This window comes from Roseiflexus sp., assembly GCF_057785375.1.
The window spans coordinates 36283-52917 of the sequence record NZ_JBYNRX010000091.1; the positions used below are offsets into that span (position 1 = coordinate 36283).

General features: G+C 60.7%; 13 protein-coding genes and 3 tRNA genes. 9 read left to right on the top strand and 7 right to left on the bottom strand.

What is annotated here, in order from left to right:
* Window positions 1–72 precede the first annotated feature (72 nt).
* Both AC3EA7_RS17525 and AC3EA7_RS17530 read right to left on the bottom strand, forming a co-directional pair.
* Window positions 73–1965: an ABC transporter ATP-binding protein gene (locus AC3EA7_RS17525; RefSeq protein ID WP_488615363.1), complete on the bottom strand. Its 1893-nt coding sequence runs from the start codon at window positions 1963–1965 to the stop codon at window positions 73–75.
* On the bottom strand, window positions 1955–3022 hold the full coding sequence (locus tag AC3EA7_RS17530; protein ID WP_488615364.1) for a DUF1611 domain-containing protein: 1068 nt from the start codon (window positions 3020–3022) through the stop codon (window positions 1955–1957). Before AC3EA7_RS17530 ends, AC3EA7_RS17525 begins: the two co-directional genes overlap by 11 nt.
* A 256-nt stretch (window positions 3023–3278) precedes the next feature.
* Here AC3EA7_RS17530 and AC3EA7_RS17535 point away from each other — a divergent pair.
* From AC3EA7_RS17535 to AC3EA7_RS17565, 7 genes are all read left to right on the top strand, one after another.
* A tRNA-Leu gene (locus AC3EA7_RS17535) sits at window positions 3279–3367 on the top strand.
* Window position 3368: 1 nt separating this feature from the next.
* A tRNA-Val gene (locus tag AC3EA7_RS17540) sits at window positions 3369–3444 on the top strand.
* A gap of 42 nt (window positions 3445–3486) precedes the next feature.
* Window positions 3487–3562 (top strand) — tRNA-Phe (locus AC3EA7_RS17545).
* 396 nt (window positions 3563–3958) lie between these two features.
* Window positions 3959–5020, top strand: coding sequence for a HEAT repeat domain-containing protein (locus tag AC3EA7_RS17550; protein ID WP_488615365.1), 1062 nt, complete (start codon window positions 3959–3961; stop codon window positions 5018–5020).
* 429 nt (window positions 5021–5449) lie between these two features.
* The gene (locus AC3EA7_RS17555) at window positions 5450–6238 is read left to right on the top strand and encodes an alkaline phosphatase family protein (protein WP_488615366.1); all 789 of its coding nucleotides are present in this window, start codon (window positions 5450–5452) and stop codon (window positions 6236–6238) included.
* Complete coding sequence (locus AC3EA7_RS17560; protein WP_488615367.1) at window positions 6235–6636, top strand: globin domain-containing protein; 402 nt, start codon at window positions 6235–6237, stop codon at window positions 6634–6636. Before AC3EA7_RS17555 ends, AC3EA7_RS17560 begins: the two co-directional genes overlap by 4 nt.
* Before the next feature lie 88 nt (window positions 6637–6724).
* Entirely contained in the window at window positions 6725–7366 is a 642-nt protein-coding gene (locus AC3EA7_RS17565) for a CBS domain-containing protein (RefSeq protein WP_488615368.1), read from the top strand.
* Window positions 7367–7439: 73 nt separating this feature from the next.
* Here AC3EA7_RS17565 and icd read toward each other — a convergent pair whose 3' ends face one another.
* Window positions 7440–8798: an NADP-dependent isocitrate dehydrogenase gene (icd, locus tag AC3EA7_RS17570; RefSeq protein ID WP_488615369.1), complete on the bottom strand. Its 1359-nt coding sequence runs from the start codon at window positions 8796–8798 to the stop codon at window positions 7440–7442.
* Window positions 8799–9043: 245 nt separating this feature from the next.
* Between icd and AC3EA7_RS17575 the strand changes: the two genes are divergently transcribed.
* Window positions 9044–11278, top strand: coding sequence for a right-handed parallel beta-helix repeat-containing protein (locus tag AC3EA7_RS17575; RefSeq protein ID WP_488615370.1), 2235 nt, complete (start codon window positions 9044–9046; stop codon window positions 11276–11278).
* Here the strand turns inward: AC3EA7_RS17575 and AC3EA7_RS17580 are convergent.
* A complete protein-coding gene (locus tag AC3EA7_RS17580) occupies window positions 11204–12235 on the bottom strand; it encodes an STAS domain-containing protein (protein ID WP_488615371.1) in 1032 nt (343 codons plus the stop codon). The two genes, AC3EA7_RS17575 and AC3EA7_RS17580, sit on opposite strands and share 75 nt — an antisense overlap.
* A 172-nt stretch (window positions 12236–12407) precedes the next feature.
* On the opposite strand from AC3EA7_RS17580, the gene AC3EA7_RS17585 reads away from it, so the two are divergent.
* Complete coding sequence (locus tag AC3EA7_RS17585; RefSeq protein ID WP_488615372.1) at window positions 12408–13826, top strand: phytoene desaturase family protein; 1419 nt, start codon at window positions 12408–12410, stop codon at window positions 13824–13826.
* Here the strand turns inward: AC3EA7_RS17585 and AC3EA7_RS17590 are convergent.
* Genes AC3EA7_RS17590 through AC3EA7_RS17600 form a run of 3 tightly spaced genes read right to left on the bottom strand, consistent with a single transcriptional unit; the run spans window position 13790 to window position 16595 of the window.
* Window positions 13790–14902 carry an ABC transporter ATP-binding protein gene (locus tag AC3EA7_RS17590; protein ID WP_488615373.1) on the bottom strand — a complete coding sequence of 371 codons (1113 nt, stop codon included), beginning with the start codon at window positions 14900–14902 and terminating at the stop codon, window positions 13790–13792. The genes AC3EA7_RS17585 and AC3EA7_RS17590 overlap by 37 nt on opposite strands.
* Before the next feature lie 12 nt (window positions 14903–14914).
* Window positions 14915–15694: an ABC transporter permease gene (locus AC3EA7_RS17595; RefSeq protein ID WP_488615374.1), complete on the bottom strand. Its 780-nt coding sequence runs from the start codon at window positions 15692–15694 to the stop codon at window positions 14915–14917.
* A gap of 4 nt (window positions 15695–15698) precedes the next feature.
* Window positions 15699–16595 carry an ABC transporter permease gene (locus tag AC3EA7_RS17600; protein WP_488615375.1) on the bottom strand — a complete coding sequence of 299 codons (897 nt, stop codon included), beginning with the start codon at window positions 16593–16595 and terminating at the stop codon, window positions 15699–15701.
* Between the last annotated feature and the right edge of the window lie 40 nt (window positions 16596–16635).

Genomic DNA, 16635 nt, shown 5'->3' on the forward strand with positions numbered 1-16635 from the left:
TGACGATCATATCATCAGAGTTCGAGCCTATCTGGACCATTTCGTTGGGGAGACGAAGGCATTGTCTTGGCCTCACCAGCCGCACGTCACGTCAGTCTCTGCGTCGGGGTCAGTCTCAACGAATTGTCGGTCCTCGGTCGCCGTGCTGGTGCGGAAGAGGCGGGCATAGACGCCGCCTGCCGCCAGCAGGTCGTCGTGGGTTCCGGTTTCGACCACACATCCGCGTTCCAGTACGTAGATGCGATCAGCAAGACGCAGCGTTGCCGGGCGATGCGCCGACACAATAACGGTGCGCTCCTGCGCAATGTTCCGTAGCGTTCTGGCGAGCCGCTCCTCAGTTTCGGCATCAAGGGCGGAACCAGCTTCATCGAGCAGCAGAATCGGCGGATCGCCGGCAAGCGCGCGCGCAAGCGCCACCAGTTGACGCTGCCCGCCAGAGAGGTTGTTGCCGCCAGGACCGACCTGCGTGCGCCATCCGTCGGGCAACCCGGCGACCAGACGATCAACCCCCGTCAGGCGCGCGGCGCGTTCGATCTGCTCCTCAGGCACGCCCGCCCGCACGCCGTACAGAATGTTTTCAACAATCGACCCATCAAGGAGCGGCGCGTCCTGTGGCACGAAACCGATCGCAGTGCGCAGTGAGTCGAGGGCAACATCGGTGATCGATTGCCCATCGATGCAAACCCTCCCCGACGCCGGCTCACGCAGTCCCAGGAGCAACTCCAGCAATGTGCTCTTCCCGGCGCCGTTGGGTCCGGTGATAGCGACTAGTTCGCCGCGTCCGGCGTGGAACGTCACCCGTCGCAGCACAACACCGCGATCCGCACGCCGACAAGTCACGTCTTCGACCGTAATCAACCCGCTGCTTACCTGCAATAATGGACGTGTATCGCGCACAGGACGCTCCGAAGCGACATTCAGCGTGTGCCAGAGTCGATCAAGCGAGATGTACGACTCCTGAAAGACGCGATTGGCAACCGCGATACGCTGGAAGATCGGCACGATCAACCCCAGCATAGTGTAGAACAATACCAGTCCGCTGGCCGTGATCCGTCCAGACGACATTTCAACAGCAGCCAATGCCAGAACGATCACGCTGCTCAGCGCAACTGCACCGGCGGCGACTCCTTGAAGCAGCCCGCTCTGCGCGGCGCGACGCGCGCCGTGGCGCGCAAGGCGGCGCGCCAGACGGCGCAACCGGCGATCCTCGACCGCCTGACGCACATATGCTTTGATGATTGCCATACCCTCGAGACGATCATGCAGATATGCCGCCAGACGACTCCGGCTGCGCCGCGCCGCACGACTGGCGTTGCGCAGCGATGGGTTCAACCGATGAAACAGAACGACATACACCGGCATCACCAGCGCCACCCCCAGCGTCATGCGCCAGTTGATCGTCGTCAACACCAGCAGGATCGCACCGAGAAAGAGCAGGTCCTGCGCCAGTTGCACGATGCCCTGCGCAATCAACCGCTGGAGCATCCGCGTGTCGCTGATAAAGCGCAGCGACAGCCGTCCCGGACCGCGGCGGCGCACATAGTCGATCGGCACGTGTTGCAAGTGCGCCCACAGGTGTGCGCAGATGCGCGCTGCCACGCGCTCACCGAGCTCGCCGACCTGCGCCTGCTGGCGTGCGACAAGAACACCGCGCGCCAGGGCAGCGGCAACCAGCAGGGCGATCAACAACCATCCGCCGCGCAGAGGGGCGGAATGAGCGTCACCGGTTGTATCGAGCATCGCGTCTACAAACGCCCCAATGATCACCGGCGTCGCTGTTTCGATGAGGGTCAGCAACAGCGTGACGATTGCCGCGCCCAGCAAGCGCAACCGATCCGGGCAGAGAAAGGGCAAGAGCCAGGCAAGAACGCAGACAAAACGATTGGTTCTTGCCCTTTCTCCTGCGCGCCGGATCAGATCCGGCGCCCTCAGCGTTATGAGCGTCTGACGAATATCACGCAGCATATCGCATCTCGCGCGACTCACCGACCGCCAGGACGTGCGATGCGCCAAGGAGATCCAGCAGCGTATCGCCGGTCATCAGCCGATCAATGCTGAGACAGGGGATGCCGACGAACTCTTCCACTTCGCGCATCGCCAGCGGGCTGGCAGTCACCAGACCGGTCACTGCGCGCACGGGCCATCCCTCTGAGCGCAAACGCCGCACGCCGCACTCTGCTCCCAGGCTATCACCAGCCGAGAAGAATACGTGATCCACCCGTGCGCGCAATTCGTCGCTTTCGAGCAGCAGGCGCGTCTCGCGCTGGAAGATGCCATCGGCAATCTCGATGATGCTGAAATCAGGCGCCACGGCAGCCAGGCGATTCGAGAGATCGGCGAAGATGGCAAGGAGATCGTGCTGATCGAGCATATACGTCGAAGGAAAGCCGCAGTGCGTGAAATCGAACACCGGATCGGCGCCGCAACTCTGGAAGAAACGTCCATCCTTGCCGGCAGCGGTGCCGGTGATCTTGGCGGCTGCAACGCGCATGCCAGCCCGACGCAATGCACGCGCCAGGGCGCCGACGGTTGTCGTCTTACCGGAGTTCATCGACGTTCCAACGACAAGAATGACCTGCCCGGCAGGCAGTTGAGCACGCGAGGGACGCGCAAAATCGCGCAGATTGAGTGAGCGACCATGCGCATCACAAAGCGCCCCCAACACCCGCAAACGTGTCGGCGATCCCATCGACGTATGGGCTGAACAGACCTCGCCACACACGCCGCCAATCGAGAGCAGGTCGCACTGATCGCGCCAGACGGCAGGCACATACCCTTCGTACTGATCGGTCGCATACCTGTTCCCAAACGCACCAATCATCAGATCGCCGGGGAAAATATTCATGGTCAGCCCGCTGATCGTCTCAACTGAGGTATGTTTGCCGACGCTGGCAACCTCGGCAACCAGAAGATCGCCGATCTGCGGATGCCCGGAAGGGGCGACATACCCGACACATGCTTCGTCTGGCACAATATGCGTGGTGTACGTGCGTCTGACCTGACGAAGATCGATCCGATTCATAATGAGTCTCCTCTCGATGTTGAACATTGAACGACGATTGCATTCCCTGGTCACATCAACAGAGACGGGTGCGCGGAGAAAAATACATAAAGCGTCGCGCGTTTAGCGGCAGGCGTTCACGCCTGCGCGAAAGTCGTCGGTCGGAACCGGCGGCATCGAGTGGAGCAACCGATGAGGCGCGGCAGTGCGTGCGTGTGGCCTCGCACCGAAACATGGTTGACAATCGCCATGAACAGGGCTATAATGCCATGCGCAAGCCGAGGTGGCGGAATTGGCAGACGCGCTAGGTTGAGGGCCTAGTGAACAGAAATGTTCGTAAGGGTTCAAGTCCCTTCCTCGGCACCACGGGCGATTAGCTCAGTTGGTAGAGCACCTCGCTTACACCGAGGATGTCGGCGGTTCGAGTCCGTCATCGCCCACCACGGCAGTGCACTGGCCGGTCAATCGTCAATCCCCTTGCACCTGCCAGGGTAGCTCAGTTGGTAGAGCGCGTGTCTGAAAAACACGAGGTCACCGGATCGTTCCCGGTCCCTGGCACCACCCCTGCGATTGAACCTGAAGCGGCGCGGAGTATTCCGTGCCGCTTCGCTTACCTAAGCCTCGATGCCGATTCTCATGAAACATGGTTTCGCCGCTGTGCGTACCTTCTTATGAGTCCACTGCACAAAGGCTTAACCACCAAGGATACGAAGCGCACGAAGGTGAAGAAACATGAAGCTCATTTCCTTTGTGTCCCTTTGTGACCGTCGTGGTTCGCTTTTTGCAGCGAAGTCTTCTTATGGAAACAGACAAGAGCATCAAAATGATGTGATTTCTGTAACCAATCCGTAAGAATGAGGTGATACGGTCTTGCCATCGCATGCTATACTGGTGGAAGGTCCTATGCGCGCCTGTAGTACGCGCCGCTTCTTCCTCGCCGCATCCAGCAGGTGACTTATGTTCGACCGGCATATATGGCGGCAACAGATAGCCGACTACCTCAAGGTCTTTGCGCGCCATCCGCGTCAGGAAGTCCAGCTGGCGGGCAGCCCCGGCGTCGTTCCCTACCTGGCGTTGCGCACCCTGACGCCATTCCTGAATGCGCTGTCCGATTATCCGGTCGATGCTGTCGTGACGCTGGCGACGATCGCGCACGATACCGGCGCCAATCTTCTCGTCAGCCGGATCATACGCACCCGCTATCCGACGGCGCTCGATATCGAACGCAACTTGCGCACCAGCACCGACCTCTGTATCACGGTCGAGCGCCTGATGATCGAGTTGCAAACCATTCCGCTAGCCATCCAATGCCTCAATGCACGGCACAGTTTCTGGCTGCGCAGCACGATCGAACGCGAATTAGACGTCTACCCCTGGTCGTTCGTGTGGATACGCGATCTGCTGCGCGAACTGAACGGCCAGGATCGCATCGATGCCCTGCGCCGCCTGCGGTCGCGCAATGGTCGATATACCGGCACTGATCTGGCGCTGATCGAGTCGGCGCTGTCGGACGTGGTAGCCCAAACGCGCGCCTATGCTGCGCGCCTGCTGGGGGTGATGGTCGATGCACCGTCGCCTGGGCTGACCTATCGTTTGCTCGAGGTTGCATTGCGCGACTCCGATGCTGAGACGCGCTTTGCAGCAGCGCGTGCAATTGGTTTGCTGCGCGAACGCGCCATCACCAGTGATGCACTGACATACATCGAGAGTCATCTCGTCCATGATGACAGTTTCTATCGCTCCTCAGCAGCGCTTGTGCTGGGGCAGTTGGGCGAATACGCGGGAAAGCCGGCTGTTGTCTATGGTCTGTGCCGGTTGCTCAGCGACCGCGACGCTTACGCGCGTGAAGCGGCAGCGCGCGCGCTGGGACGCATTGGATCTCCGGCTGCCCTGCCCGAGGTTATCAACGCGCTTGAACAAGCCACGCAAGACGACGATGTGCAGGTTCACGAAGCCGCAACCGACTCGCTGGTGCTGCTGCGCCAGTTCGCCGAATTGAGTGTGCAAGCGGCAGCGTAGAGCCTATCCGAACCCCTCAGGCTCTTAACCTCAGCCCCGCCAGCGCCATACTTATACGCGATTGTTCGTACAATACTGCCGGGGCGCGCGGCGGGACACCGGATTGCTACGGGCTAAAGCCCTCGCTGAGAACATGAAAGCCCCGCTGGGGCTGCTGATGCCAATGCGCAGTCTGCGTCCACGACATGTTTGCCGATGTGCGTTGACCGTTGCGCCTGGCGCAACGAACGCTCGAACATCTTGTCTGACTGACCGCACGTTCGTATTCGCACGCCACACCATACCCATCGCCTGTTCGCCGCTGGTTTCGACATGCTCAGCCCGCGGCGGCAGTTCCGATGTTTCGTCAACCTCTCCACAGCCTCCCGATCCGGCAGGACTCTGGTATAATGCGTGCGAGCAGGGATTTACAAAACTGCCAGGACATCTATGGTTATCCTCATCATGATCGATGGCGCGCGACCCGATGCGCTCGACATGGCGTCATGCCCGAACCTCGATGCGCTGCGTGCCGCAGGATCGGCGACGATGCAAGCGCAGAGCGTGATGCCTTCGGTCACGCTGCCCTGCCATATGTCGATTTTCCACAGCGTTCTTCCGGCACGCCACGGCATTACGACCAACGTCTTCACACCAATGGCGCGCCCGTTGCCTGGATTGATCGAACAGGCGCGCGCCGCTGGAAAACGCGCCGCCTCTATCCACAATTGGGAGCCGTTGCGCGACGTGAGTCGCCCGGAACAGGTGGCATACAGTTACTATCGCGAGCCGCCGCTCAATCACGCATATGATGATGCGGTCGGCGCAGAAGCGGTGCGACTGCTGCGCGAAGAAGGCACGTCTTTCGATGTCGTCTTTCTCTACTTTGGTTCGGTTGACGCTGCAGGGCACGCATTTGGCTGGATGTCGCCGGAGTATCTCGGCCAACTGCAGCGGGTCGATGGGTTGCTCGGCAGAGTGCTCGATGCAATGCCAGCGGATGCTACGATTGTCGTTCAGGCGGACCACGGCGGGCACGAGCGGACGCATGGTACGGATATGCCTGAAGATATGACGATTCCCTGGATCGCTGCCGGTCGCGCGATCCGGCGCAATCACCGGATCACGGCGCCGGTCAGCCTGCTCGACACGGCGCCGACGCTGGCGCGCGCACTTGGCATTGCGCCCCACGCTGCATGGGAAGGCCGGATCATCGAAGAAATCTTTATCGAGCAATGAACGCTGAACGATCAATCTACGAACGCGCAGGCGGCGATGAGCCATTCCGTCGCCTGGTCGATGCATTCTATGCGCGCATTGAGCGCGATCCCCTCCTGCGCCCCATGTTCCCGGCGGATCTCGAACCGGGTAAACTTCATCAGTTCCTGTTCATCACCCAGTACTTTGGCGGACCGCCACGCTACACGGCGATGCGAGGGCATCCGCGGCTGCGGGCGCGGCATTTGCCCTTCGTGATCGGGCAGGCGGAACGTGATGCGTGGGTCAATCATATGCGCGCTGCTATTGATGAGGCTGGCTTTCCAGAAGATGTGCGGCCCGCGCTGATCCAGTATTTTGAGCGAACCGCAACGTTCATGGTCAACGCCGATGCTGAGCGCCTCGACCTGCGCGGTTGAGGTGCAATTGTCTCTGCTGCAGCGCGTCACTCCGCCCCGGTCTGTGGTACAATCAGCACGCAATGGCGCAGCGAAAGGAGACGATGCTATGTTTACCGTGCGTGGACGATTCGATGGCAGGACTATCGAACTTCTTGAAACGCCGCCCGTCGATGAAGAAACATTTGTCCTGGTCACCTTCCTCGAAGGACCGCTGGAGACCGCAGCCGCGCGTGCAAGTCGTCGTAAAGTCAGTGTGGCGATGTTTTCGCTTGATCGCTATGCCGCGCCGCTCAAACAACGCCTGCGCGCCAGCCAGTCATCCGCTGAGGCGCCACGTCCGTTTACCGTCGGCGAGGTGATGACGCGCAAAGTCATTAGCGTCGCATCTGATGCCGTAGCTGCTGAGGCGATCCATATCATGAACCGGCATGGCATCACCAGTGTGCTGGTCGAACCCGATGCGAGCGGCGAGTGGGGGATTATGACCATGCGCGATGTGCTGCAAAAGATCGTCGCAGCAGATCGCTCACCAGAGGAAGTCGTCGTCAATGCACTGGCGTCACGCCCGTTGGTGTATGTCTCGCCCGATATGTCGCTGCGCGACTGTAGCAAATTGATGATCGACAAGAATATTCGTCGGGCTGCCGTGCGTGAACGCGATCAGATTGTCGGAATCATCAGCGACACCGACATTTTCCAGGTTGTCGAGGAGCGCGGTTGGGGACCAATGCCGGCCGCCGATGAATAACAGGCAGGAGAGGCGGAGACCTGATCATGTGGAGACGTTGCAATGCAACGTCTCCACATGATCAGGTCTGGTTTTATTCACCGTCCATATTGGCGATCATCGCGTCGGCGAACTGTGAGGTCTTGACTTCCTTTGCGCCGCTCATCAGGCGGGCGAAGTCGTAGGTGACGATCTTTTGCGAGATGGTTTTCTCGAGAGCGCGAATGATGAGATCGGCCGCTTCGGTCCAACCCATATAGCGCAGCATCATGTCGCCGCTCAGGATGACGCTGCCCGGATTGACCCGATCCAGATTGGCATACTTCGGCGCCGTACCGTGGGTCGCTTCGAAGATGGCGTGACCGGTGATGTAGTTGATATTCCCGCCAGGCGCAATCCCGATGCCGCCGACCTGCGCCGCCAGCGCGTCGCTCAGGTAGTCGCCGTTGAGGTTGAGAGTCGCAATCACATCGAACTCCTCCGGTCGTGTGAGCACCTGCTGGAGGGTGATGTCGGCAATCGCATCCTTAATAAGGATGGCTCCGGCAGCCAGCGCCTCGCGCTGCTCAGCATTCGCTGCCGCCTCGCCCTTTTCGGCTTTGGTGCGCTCCCACTGCGCCCATGTGTAGACGTGTTCGCCGAAGGCGCGCTCCGCCAGTGCGTATCCCCAATCGCGGAATGCCCCTTCGGTGAATTTCATAATGTTGCCTTTGTGCACAAAGGTCACGCTTCGGCGCCGATGCGTAATGGCGTACTGAATGGCGGCGGCCACCAGGCGCTCTGTTCCCAACCGGCTGACGGGTTTGATGCCGATACCGACTTCGATTGCGCCTTCTTCCCCGCCATCCCCCAGCATGGCGAGAAACTCGCGCACTTTATCCGCCGTGCCAAAGCGAATCTTCTCGAAATCCTGCGGGAAGGTCGTGCGAATGAAGTCGAGCACGCGCTGCGCCTCAGGAGTGCCGGCGGCGTACTCGATGCCGGCGTAGATGTCTTCCGTATTCTCGCGGAAGATGACCATATCGACCAGTTCGGGACGCTTGACCGGCGACGGGACACCCTGGAAGTAGCGTACCGGGCGCAAACAGACATACAGATCGAGCAACTGGCGCAACGCAACGTTCAGGCTCCGAATACCCTTGCCAACCGGCGTCGTCAGCGGACCTTTGATGCCGACCAGGTATTTCTTGAACGCCTCAACTGTCTCATCCGGCAACCAGCTGCCGGTGAGGTTGAATGCTTTCTCGCCGGCCAGCACCTCGCACCACATCAGTTTTCGCCGGCCGCCATACGCCCGTTCGACGGCGGCATCGAAGACGCGCACACTCGCTCGCCAGATATCGGGACCGGTGCCATCGCCTTCGACATAGGGAATAATGGGCATATCTGGCACATGAAGGCGCCCGTTCTGGATCGAAATCGGATCTCCCTCGGGCGCACGGTTGCGCGTCATAATCATAGCCTCTGGACCTCCAGGTGTATTACAGCGGTTTTGCCCCATTATAGCAGGCTTCTTGGTGATCGATGATCGCCCTTGTCATAACGGTATTTTGACTTGAACTCCGTCAGGCCCTTCCATATAATAATATTTGTGCAGGAGAGACGTTTCACTCCCAATGATGACCGTTCCCGCGCATATGAAACGCAGAGCGCGGGTCCTGCGATTACCGGCGTCGCTCGTGTGCCAGAGGAGGAGGAATGGCGCGCCGATCTCCAGCGCGTCGTGCAGCCAGCGTGTTCCTGACGCTTCTCACGATGATCACCGGCATCGTGATAGGAGTGTGGAGTGTTGCGCCCTTCGGCGGCAAGGCGCCGCGCATCGCCCGTGCAGCAATCGCCACGATAATGAGCACACCCTCACACAAGACGCCTGACAGCAACCGGCGCCGATCTGCCCTTTCCAGCGCATCCGATACCAGGATCATCACGATAACAACAACGCTTGATGAACTTGATGGAGATACGTCTTCTTTTGAGGACCTGATCGAAGATCCAGGCGGTGCAGGCATCTCGCTGCGCGAGGCGTTGACTGCCGCCAATGTCGAGCCTGCCGGTCCGCTCCTCCGCATTCATTTCGCTATCCCCGACAGCGACGCCGGCTACGAGCCCCGCGCCACGATCTGGCGCATTCGTCCGAATTACCTGGCATTGCCCGCTCTGACGCGCGGCAACGTGGTGATTGATGGGAGAACGCAACCGGGCGCCGGTTTGCTGTCCTATCCGGTGATCGTGCTCGACGGCACGGACGTGTACGATGGTCCGGGCGGATTGAACGGACTGACCATCACCTCTGCCAGCAATGTCATTCGCGGGCTGGCGCTGGTCTCGTTCTGGGATGCCGGTATTGCCATCGAGGGGGAGTTCGCCCACGATAATGTGATCGCCGGGTGTTTCATCGGCGTGCTGCCGGATGGCGTCGATCCGGATGGAACTCCAAGTTATTACGGTATTGACATTCGTGACGGCGCGCACAACAATCTTATCGGCGGCAGCGGCGAGGAGGATCGCAATACCATCAGCGGGAATGAGTATACAGGCATCCGCATCGATGGAAGCGCCACGATCAGCAATACGGTCGCCGGAAACTGGATCGGCATCGATGTGAGCGGAATGCAGGCGAAGCGCAATGGGTACTACGGCGTCCTCGTCAGCGGCGGTGCGCATCACAATGTCATCGGCAAACCAGGCAACGGCAATGTGATTTCGGGAAATGACTATGGGGTCATGATCTGGAACGCGAGCGAGAACCGTATCATCGGAAATGTCATCGGTCTTGCGCCCGACCGATCCACACCGATGGGCAATCGTGAGGGCGGCGTGTTCCTGGTCGATGGCGCTCACAAGAACATTGTCGGCGGTGAGACGGCTGCTGAGCGGAATATTATTTCCGGCAACGGATACGGCATCTTCATCGGTCAGTACTACGAGACGACGCCTCCCAAGGCGCGTCTGAACCACATTTTGGGCAATTACATCGGCGTCGACGCCAGCGGCATCCTGCCGCGCGGGAATACCCGCGAAGGCATCCTGCTTTATGAGACGGTCGAGGCTGCTCTGATCGGCGGCGATACTCCGGGCGCAGGCAACATCATCGCCTACAACGGCGGCAACGGCATCACAGTTGCCGGCGCTCATAACCGCATTGCCTATAACCTGATCGGCATCGGCGCGGACGCCACGACACCACTGGGGAATCAGCGGCACGGGGCGCTGATCGCCGGCGACGGCAATATCGTCGGACCATCCAATACCTTCGCATCCAATCAACTGTCCGGTCTGCTCATCGAAGGTGATAATACGGTTGTCCAGGAAAATGCCATCCGCCGCAATGCCCGCTCTGGTATGTGCGTGATAGGGGATGGCACGACGATTATCAGCAATACCATACGGTTCAATCAGGCATTGGAGGCGCCATGGGACGGTTTCGACGCCCAGCGCGACGACTGCGAGTTGCTCAGCGGCATCGTTCTTACAGGAACGTCACAGACCCTGATCCGCAGCAACACGATTAGCGAGAATGCAGCGCCTGGCGTGACTATCTCCGGCGGAGCGCGAAACCGTGTGTCGAGCAATAGCATCACTGCCAATACCGGCAGCGGCATTCTCCTGATCAATGGCGCCAACCGCGGCATTTCACCGCCGACGATCCAGATGGTCGATCAAACAAAGGTGGTTGGCACAGCCTGCCGGGATTGCCAGGTCGAGATTTTTGCCGATCCCGATGAACAGGGGCGTGAGTTTCTGGGCGCTGTGCGCGCATCGGCAGAAGACGGAACATTCTCATTTGCGATTGCCGGCGGCGCCCTTGCTTTGCTTCAGATTACTGCAACCAACATCGATGCCGATGGCAACACTTCATCATTTGTCGCCGGCGTAAACATCCCGCCGCCGCCTGTTGTCTACCCTGTCCACCTGCCGCTGGTTATCCGATAACTGCCCCCCATAACCCATCGTCAGGGCTTCCTGCAGGCTGCGCACGGTGATAATGTCGCTCAGTTGAATGTTCTGCTGCGTCAGGGTCAGCGCCACATCCGGTGAAACGCTGCTCAACGTCACGCGGCAGCCGATCAGCCGGAGCGCCTGTGCTGCGTTGATCAGCGCCTGCGCAACGGCAGTATCCACCATCGAGACGCCGGAAATGTCGATAATCACGTGGTGTGCGCGTTGATGGTGCGCTGCATTGAGCAAGCGCGAGGTGAGGAGCGCCGAACGGCGGCTGTCGAGATTGCCGACAATCGGCGCGAACAGGACGCCGTTGGCAAGGGTGATTGCCGGGATTTCGAGGGTGGCAACCAGATCGAGCAGGCGGCGCTGTTCGTCGAGTTGCGCTTGCTGGTTGGCATTGGCGGCTTCCAGCGCACGCGCCTGCTCTTCCGCCTGCGCCTGCGCCGCTTCTGCACGACGGCGCGCCTCGTCCGCCTGCCGCGCCGTCGTGTCAAGCACCGCGCGCGCCAATAGCAGAACGCCGACGAGCATCAGGTAAACAATGGGATCGGTGATGTTGAGCGATATGCCGGCGGCGATCACCCGACCAGCATAGATGGCAGCGGTCAGGAGAGCGCTGGCTATCACCCATAGCGGGCCGGTCATCGCCGACGCCAGTACTGCAGGGAACAACAGCGCCATGGGAAAGCCAACCACGTCCCCTCTGAGCAAGAGACTGGTGGCGGATCCCGCAGTGACTGAGGCAATAACAATCAGCACATTGGGAGCGTGCCGCCACCCGCGACGGTATGCTTTCAACAGGGCAAGGCTGATCAGCGCTGAAATGCCCGAAGTTGCAGCAGTGAACCAGCCCCCGCTGAGGGCAAACACGAGGAAAAAGATGATATTGCCGATAATGAGTATTCCCAGTCCCCAGATAACAACCTGTCGCTGTGTGATCGTCATAGATCGTTGCTCCTGTTTCAGAAATTGCCGAAATGAGAGCACATCATATCCTTCACAATGGTACCATGCGCATGTGCGAATAACATTGCCATATTGACACGAAGTTGTTTCAAAATAGCAATCGAGCGACTTCGCTCATCGTTGGAACATCGACATCCTGCCAGGAGACTGTATGCCCGCTTACGATGCAATCATCATTGGCGCCGGTCCCAACGGGCTGACGGCGGCATGTGTGCTGGCGCGCGCCGGATGGCGGGTGTTGCTCATCGAGGCGCGCGACACGGTCGGCGGCGGCGTCTCGTCAGGTGAGATGACGCTGCCCGGCTTTATTCACGATCTCGGTTCGGCAGTGCATCCGTTCGGGGTCGCATCGCCGGTGTTCCGCGCGCTGAAACTGGAACGTTTCGGTCTGCGCTGGATTCAGCCGCCTGCACCGGTGGCGCATCCGCTCGATGGCAACCGCGTCGCGCTGCTGGAACGGTCGGTCCGCACGACCGCATCCGGGCTTGGTCGTGATGGGATTGCCTACGAGCGATTGATGGCGCCACTGGTGCGCCTGTGGGACCGCATTCAACCGCTGGTGCTGAATCCGCTGCGCTTGCCACAGCATCCGCTCGCCGGAGCATATTTTGGCGCGCTGGCGCTGCTGCCGGTCGCGCGACTGGCACGCGCATTCTTCCGCGACGATGCGGCGCCGGCATTGTTCGCCGGGCTTGGCGCGCACTCGCTGCTGCCACTGGAGGCGCCGTTGACATCGGCGCCGGCGCTTGTGCTCGGCGCGCTCGGGCATGCCGTCGGCTGGCCCATTCCACAGGGCGGCGCACAGGCGATTGCGAATGCGCTGGAAGCCTGCTTGCGCGCCGAAGGAGGTGAGATACGCACCGGATGGACGGTGCGACATATCGACGAGTTGCCGAACGCCGGCGCGTACCTGTTCGACACATCGCCCCGCCAGTTGATCCAGATTGCCGGTGATCGCCTGCCTGCCGGATACCGCCGGCGACTGGCGCGCTTCCGTCCCGGACCGGGGGTGTTCAAACTCGATTATGCGCTCGAAGAACCGGTTCCATGGACGAACCCGGCATGTGCGCGCGCAGCGACGGTGCACCTCGGCGGGACGCTGGAGGAGATTGCCGATTCGGAGCGGGCGCCGCATCGCGGCGAACACGCTGCGCGCCCCTACGTCCTTCTGGCGCAGCCGACGCTGTTTGATCCGACCCGCGCGCCGCCGGGGAAACATATTGCCTGGGCGTACTGCCACGCGCCGCACGGTTCGACGGTCGATATGACGGCTGCCGTTGAAGCGCAGATCGAGCGTTTCGCGCCGGGTTTCCGCAATCGCATCCTGGCGCGGCGCGCCATGAACTGTGCCGATATGGAAGCCTGGAATCCTAATCTGATCGGCGGCGACATCAGCGGCGGGTTGCCCGACTGGCGGCAACTGATTACCAGACCAACCCTCAGTCTCACACCCTACCGCACCCCGGCGCGCGGCATCTATCTCTGCTCGGCTTCGACGCCGCCAGGACCGGGGGTGCACGGCATGTGCGGCTATCACGCCGCCTGCGCCGCGCTTGCCGATATGGGGTGAGCGGATGCAGCTTCTTCTCCCAGGACCAGGCAGGCTTCGGGGGCGAATTGGACGGTAATCGACGACCCCGGCTGCGGCGGGCGCAACTGTGGGTTGTTGAAGAGATCGAAGTGCAGTTTGTTCGCAGAGAGATGCACGCGGACGCGCACGATCGAGCCGAGAAAGGTCACGTCTTCGACCGTGCCGCTCAGACGGTTGACCTCGGTGTTCATCTGTCCATCGAGCGTGATCAGTTCTGGGCGAATGGCAAGACTGACGGCATCGCCGGAACGATGCGACAGGAGCGAGGACGCGACGCGGATCGGCTGCCCTTCGATGGTCAGGAGTCCAATGGCGGAGTCGACAACCGTCGCCTGGAGCAGATTGAGCGTCCCGACGAATGAGGCGACGAAGCGGGTCGTCGGGAAGTTGTAAACCTCAAAGGGCGTGCCGATCTGTTCGACTCGCCCGCGACTCATCACCACAATCCGGTCGGAGAGCGCCATCGCCTCTTCCTGGTCGTGGGTGACGTAAATCGTCGTGATGCCGAGCTGTCGCTGGATTTCGCGGATTTCCTGGCGCAGCGACGCGCGGATCTTGGCGTCGAGCGCCGAGAGCGGTTCATCGAGCAGCAGCAGTTTCGGTTGAATAGCGAGTGCGCGCGCCAGCGCGACACGTTGCTGCTGGCCGCCAGACAGCTGGTACGGGTAGCGCCGCCCAAACTCCGGCATGTGAATGATCCGCAGGAGTTCCTCGACACGCGCGCGGATCTCGTCCGCCGGACGGCGCGCGATCTTCAATCCGAACCCGATATTCTCAGCGACGGTCATGTTCGGGAAGAGCGCATACGACTGGAACACCATGCCGATATTGCGCCGGTTGGGGGGCGTGTCAGTCACATCGACGCCATCGATGACGATCCGCCCGGCAGTTGGTTTCTCAAACCCGGCGACCACGCGCAGCGTCGTGGTTTTTCCGCACCCCGACGGTCCCAGGAACGAGACGAATTCGCCGCGCTCAACCGCCAGATCGAAGTTCTCGACCGCGACAGCAGTGCCAAAACTCTTGCGCACACCGGCAATTTCGAGAAACGCCATACGCCCCCCTGATCAGCGCGGTCCTGCCACGCGCGCCTGCGAACCCTGGCCAATCCACTGAATGGCAGCAATCGCCGCCCACGTCAGCACAAAACTGATGATCGCCAGCGCCGACGGTTCATACACCCTGCTGCTGGCAAGCAGGTTCATGTACGGACCGAACGCCGGTTGCGCGAGCAACGCGGCAATCGTAAACTCGCCCATCACGATGGCGAAGGTGATGAACGCGCCGCTCAACAGCGCAACGTACACATTCGGAAAGATGACTCGCGTCAGAATCGTGAACCATCCCGCCCCCAGGCTCTGCGCCGCTTCAGTCAGGTCGTGAATGTTGATCGAGCGCAACCCGGTGTCCACCGCCCGGTACATGTACGGGAACGACAGGATGACATACGAGCCGACCAGCAACACCCACAACCCTTCGCGGCTGTCGGTGAGCGGCGTGCGGCTGTAGGTGCGCGCCAGGCTGAAGACCAGCACGACCGCCGGAACGACGAACGGCAGCAGTGTGAAGAACTCGATGACCGGGCGCAGGCGTGGCAGGCGCAGTTGCACCCAGTACGCTGTCGGCACGATCACCAGCGCACTGATCGCAATGGTTGCCAGCGCCGTCTGGAGCGAGAACCAGAAACTCTCGACGAACCTGATGTCGTTGAGCACATTCGCATACGCCGCGAAACTCAATTCGCCGCGTCGGGCGCGCAACGAGAAGTCGAACGTTGCATAGAGCGGCACGAGGAAGTATACCGCGCCGACCAGAAACCAGAACCAGGGCCAGAACCGCTTCAGCATAGCATTACGAGCGCAGCCAGCGCGCCGAGAGGCGCTGGAGCCAGGTGTACAGACCGATACAGAAGCCCATGATGACGATCATGCCCAATGCGAGCGCATTGCCGAGACCGGGGTTGGCGAACGCATCACTGCTGATCTGTGCGCCGATCAGAATAGTAACCACATTGCCCTGACTGCCGCCGCCGGTCAACTGAAACGCAGTCGCATGCGCACCAAACGCATTCCCGAAGAGCAGCACCATTGTGCCGAGGAGCGAGGGCAGCAGGATCGGCAGCCCGATGAAGCGCCAGTAGTGCCAGGAGGTTGCTCCCAGGCTCTCGGCGGCTTCACGCCATTCGCGCCGCATGCCCTCGAACGCCGGCGCCATAATCAGCACCATCAGCGGAATCTGAAAGTAAATATAGACGACGCTCAACCCCCAAAAACTATAGAGGCTGAAGGCAGGGTACAGATTGATCCCGACCGAACGCAACCACTGGGTGACAACCCCGAGTTGACCAAGCGTTGCGATGAAGGCGAATGCCAGCGGCACGCCGGCGAAGTTCGACGCCACGCCGGAGAAACTGAGCACCGCATTACGCAGCGGTCGCGGCAATCCGCCGGTTGTGATCGCATACGCCAGCAACCCGCCGAGCAGCCCGCCGCCAATCGCAGTCACTGCGCTGAGTTGCAGGCTGTACACATACGACGAAACAATAAACGGGCGCCCCAACTCCAGAATGTTGCGCAGCGTCGGGCGGCGCTCCTGATCGAGGAAACTCTGCGCAATGATCGATAGCGTAGGCCAGATCAGAAACGCCGCCACAAACAGGAAGAATGGCGCCACCCCCAGCCACGTCCACGAGATGGCGCGGCGTCGAACAACCGGTTGACTCGCTTGCGTTTGGGTCAATGGCGCCACAGATCACCTCATGATGCTACCAAGGGTTCAAACATCCTGA

What these genes read in the sequence shown, in the direction of transcription:
- AC3EA7_RS17525 (WP_488615363.1), bottom strand. Translation starts at nt 1,965, where the DNA reads ATGCTGCGTGATATTCGTCAGACGCTCATAACGCTGAGGGCGCCGGAT.
- AC3EA7_RS17530 (WP_488615364.1), bottom strand. Translation starts at nt 3,022, where the DNA reads ATGAATCGGATCGATCTTCGTCAGGTCAGACGCACGTACACCACGCAT.
- AC3EA7_RS17550 (WP_488615365.1), top strand. Translation starts at nt 3,959, where the DNA reads ATGTTCGACCGGCATATATGGCGGCAACAGATAGCCGACTACCTCAAG.
- AC3EA7_RS17555 (WP_488615366.1), top strand. Translation starts at nt 5,450, where the DNA reads ATGGTTATCCTCATCATGATCGATGGCGCGCGACCCGATGCGCTCGAC.
- AC3EA7_RS17560 (WP_488615367.1), top strand. Translation starts at nt 6,235, where the DNA reads ATGAACGCTGAACGATCAATCTACGAACGCGCAGGCGGCGATGAGCCA.
- AC3EA7_RS17565 (WP_488615368.1), top strand. Translation starts at nt 6,725, where the DNA reads ATGTTTACCGTGCGTGGACGATTCGATGGCAGGACTATCGAACTTCTT.
- icd (WP_488615369.1), bottom strand. Translation starts at nt 8,798, where the DNA reads ATGACGCGCAACCGTGCGCCCGAGGGAGATCCGATTTCGATCCAGAAC.
- AC3EA7_RS17575 (WP_488615370.1), top strand. Translation starts at nt 9,044, where the DNA reads ATGGCGCGCCGATCTCCAGCGCGTCGTGCAGCCAGCGTGTTCCTGACG.
- AC3EA7_RS17580 (WP_488615371.1), bottom strand. Translation starts at nt 12,235, where the DNA reads ATGACGATCACACAGCGACAGGTTGTTATCTGGGGACTGGGAATACTC.
- AC3EA7_RS17585 (WP_488615372.1), top strand. Translation starts at nt 12,408, where the DNA reads ATGCCCGCTTACGATGCAATCATCATTGGCGCCGGTCCCAACGGGCTG.
- AC3EA7_RS17590 (WP_488615373.1), bottom strand. Translation starts at nt 14,902, where the DNA reads ATGGCGTTTCTCGAAATTGCCGGTGTGCGCAAGAGTTTTGGCACTGCT.
- AC3EA7_RS17595 (WP_488615374.1), bottom strand. Translation starts at nt 15,694, where the DNA reads ATGCTGAAGCGGTTCTGGCCCTGGTTCTGGTTTCTGGTCGGCGCGGTA.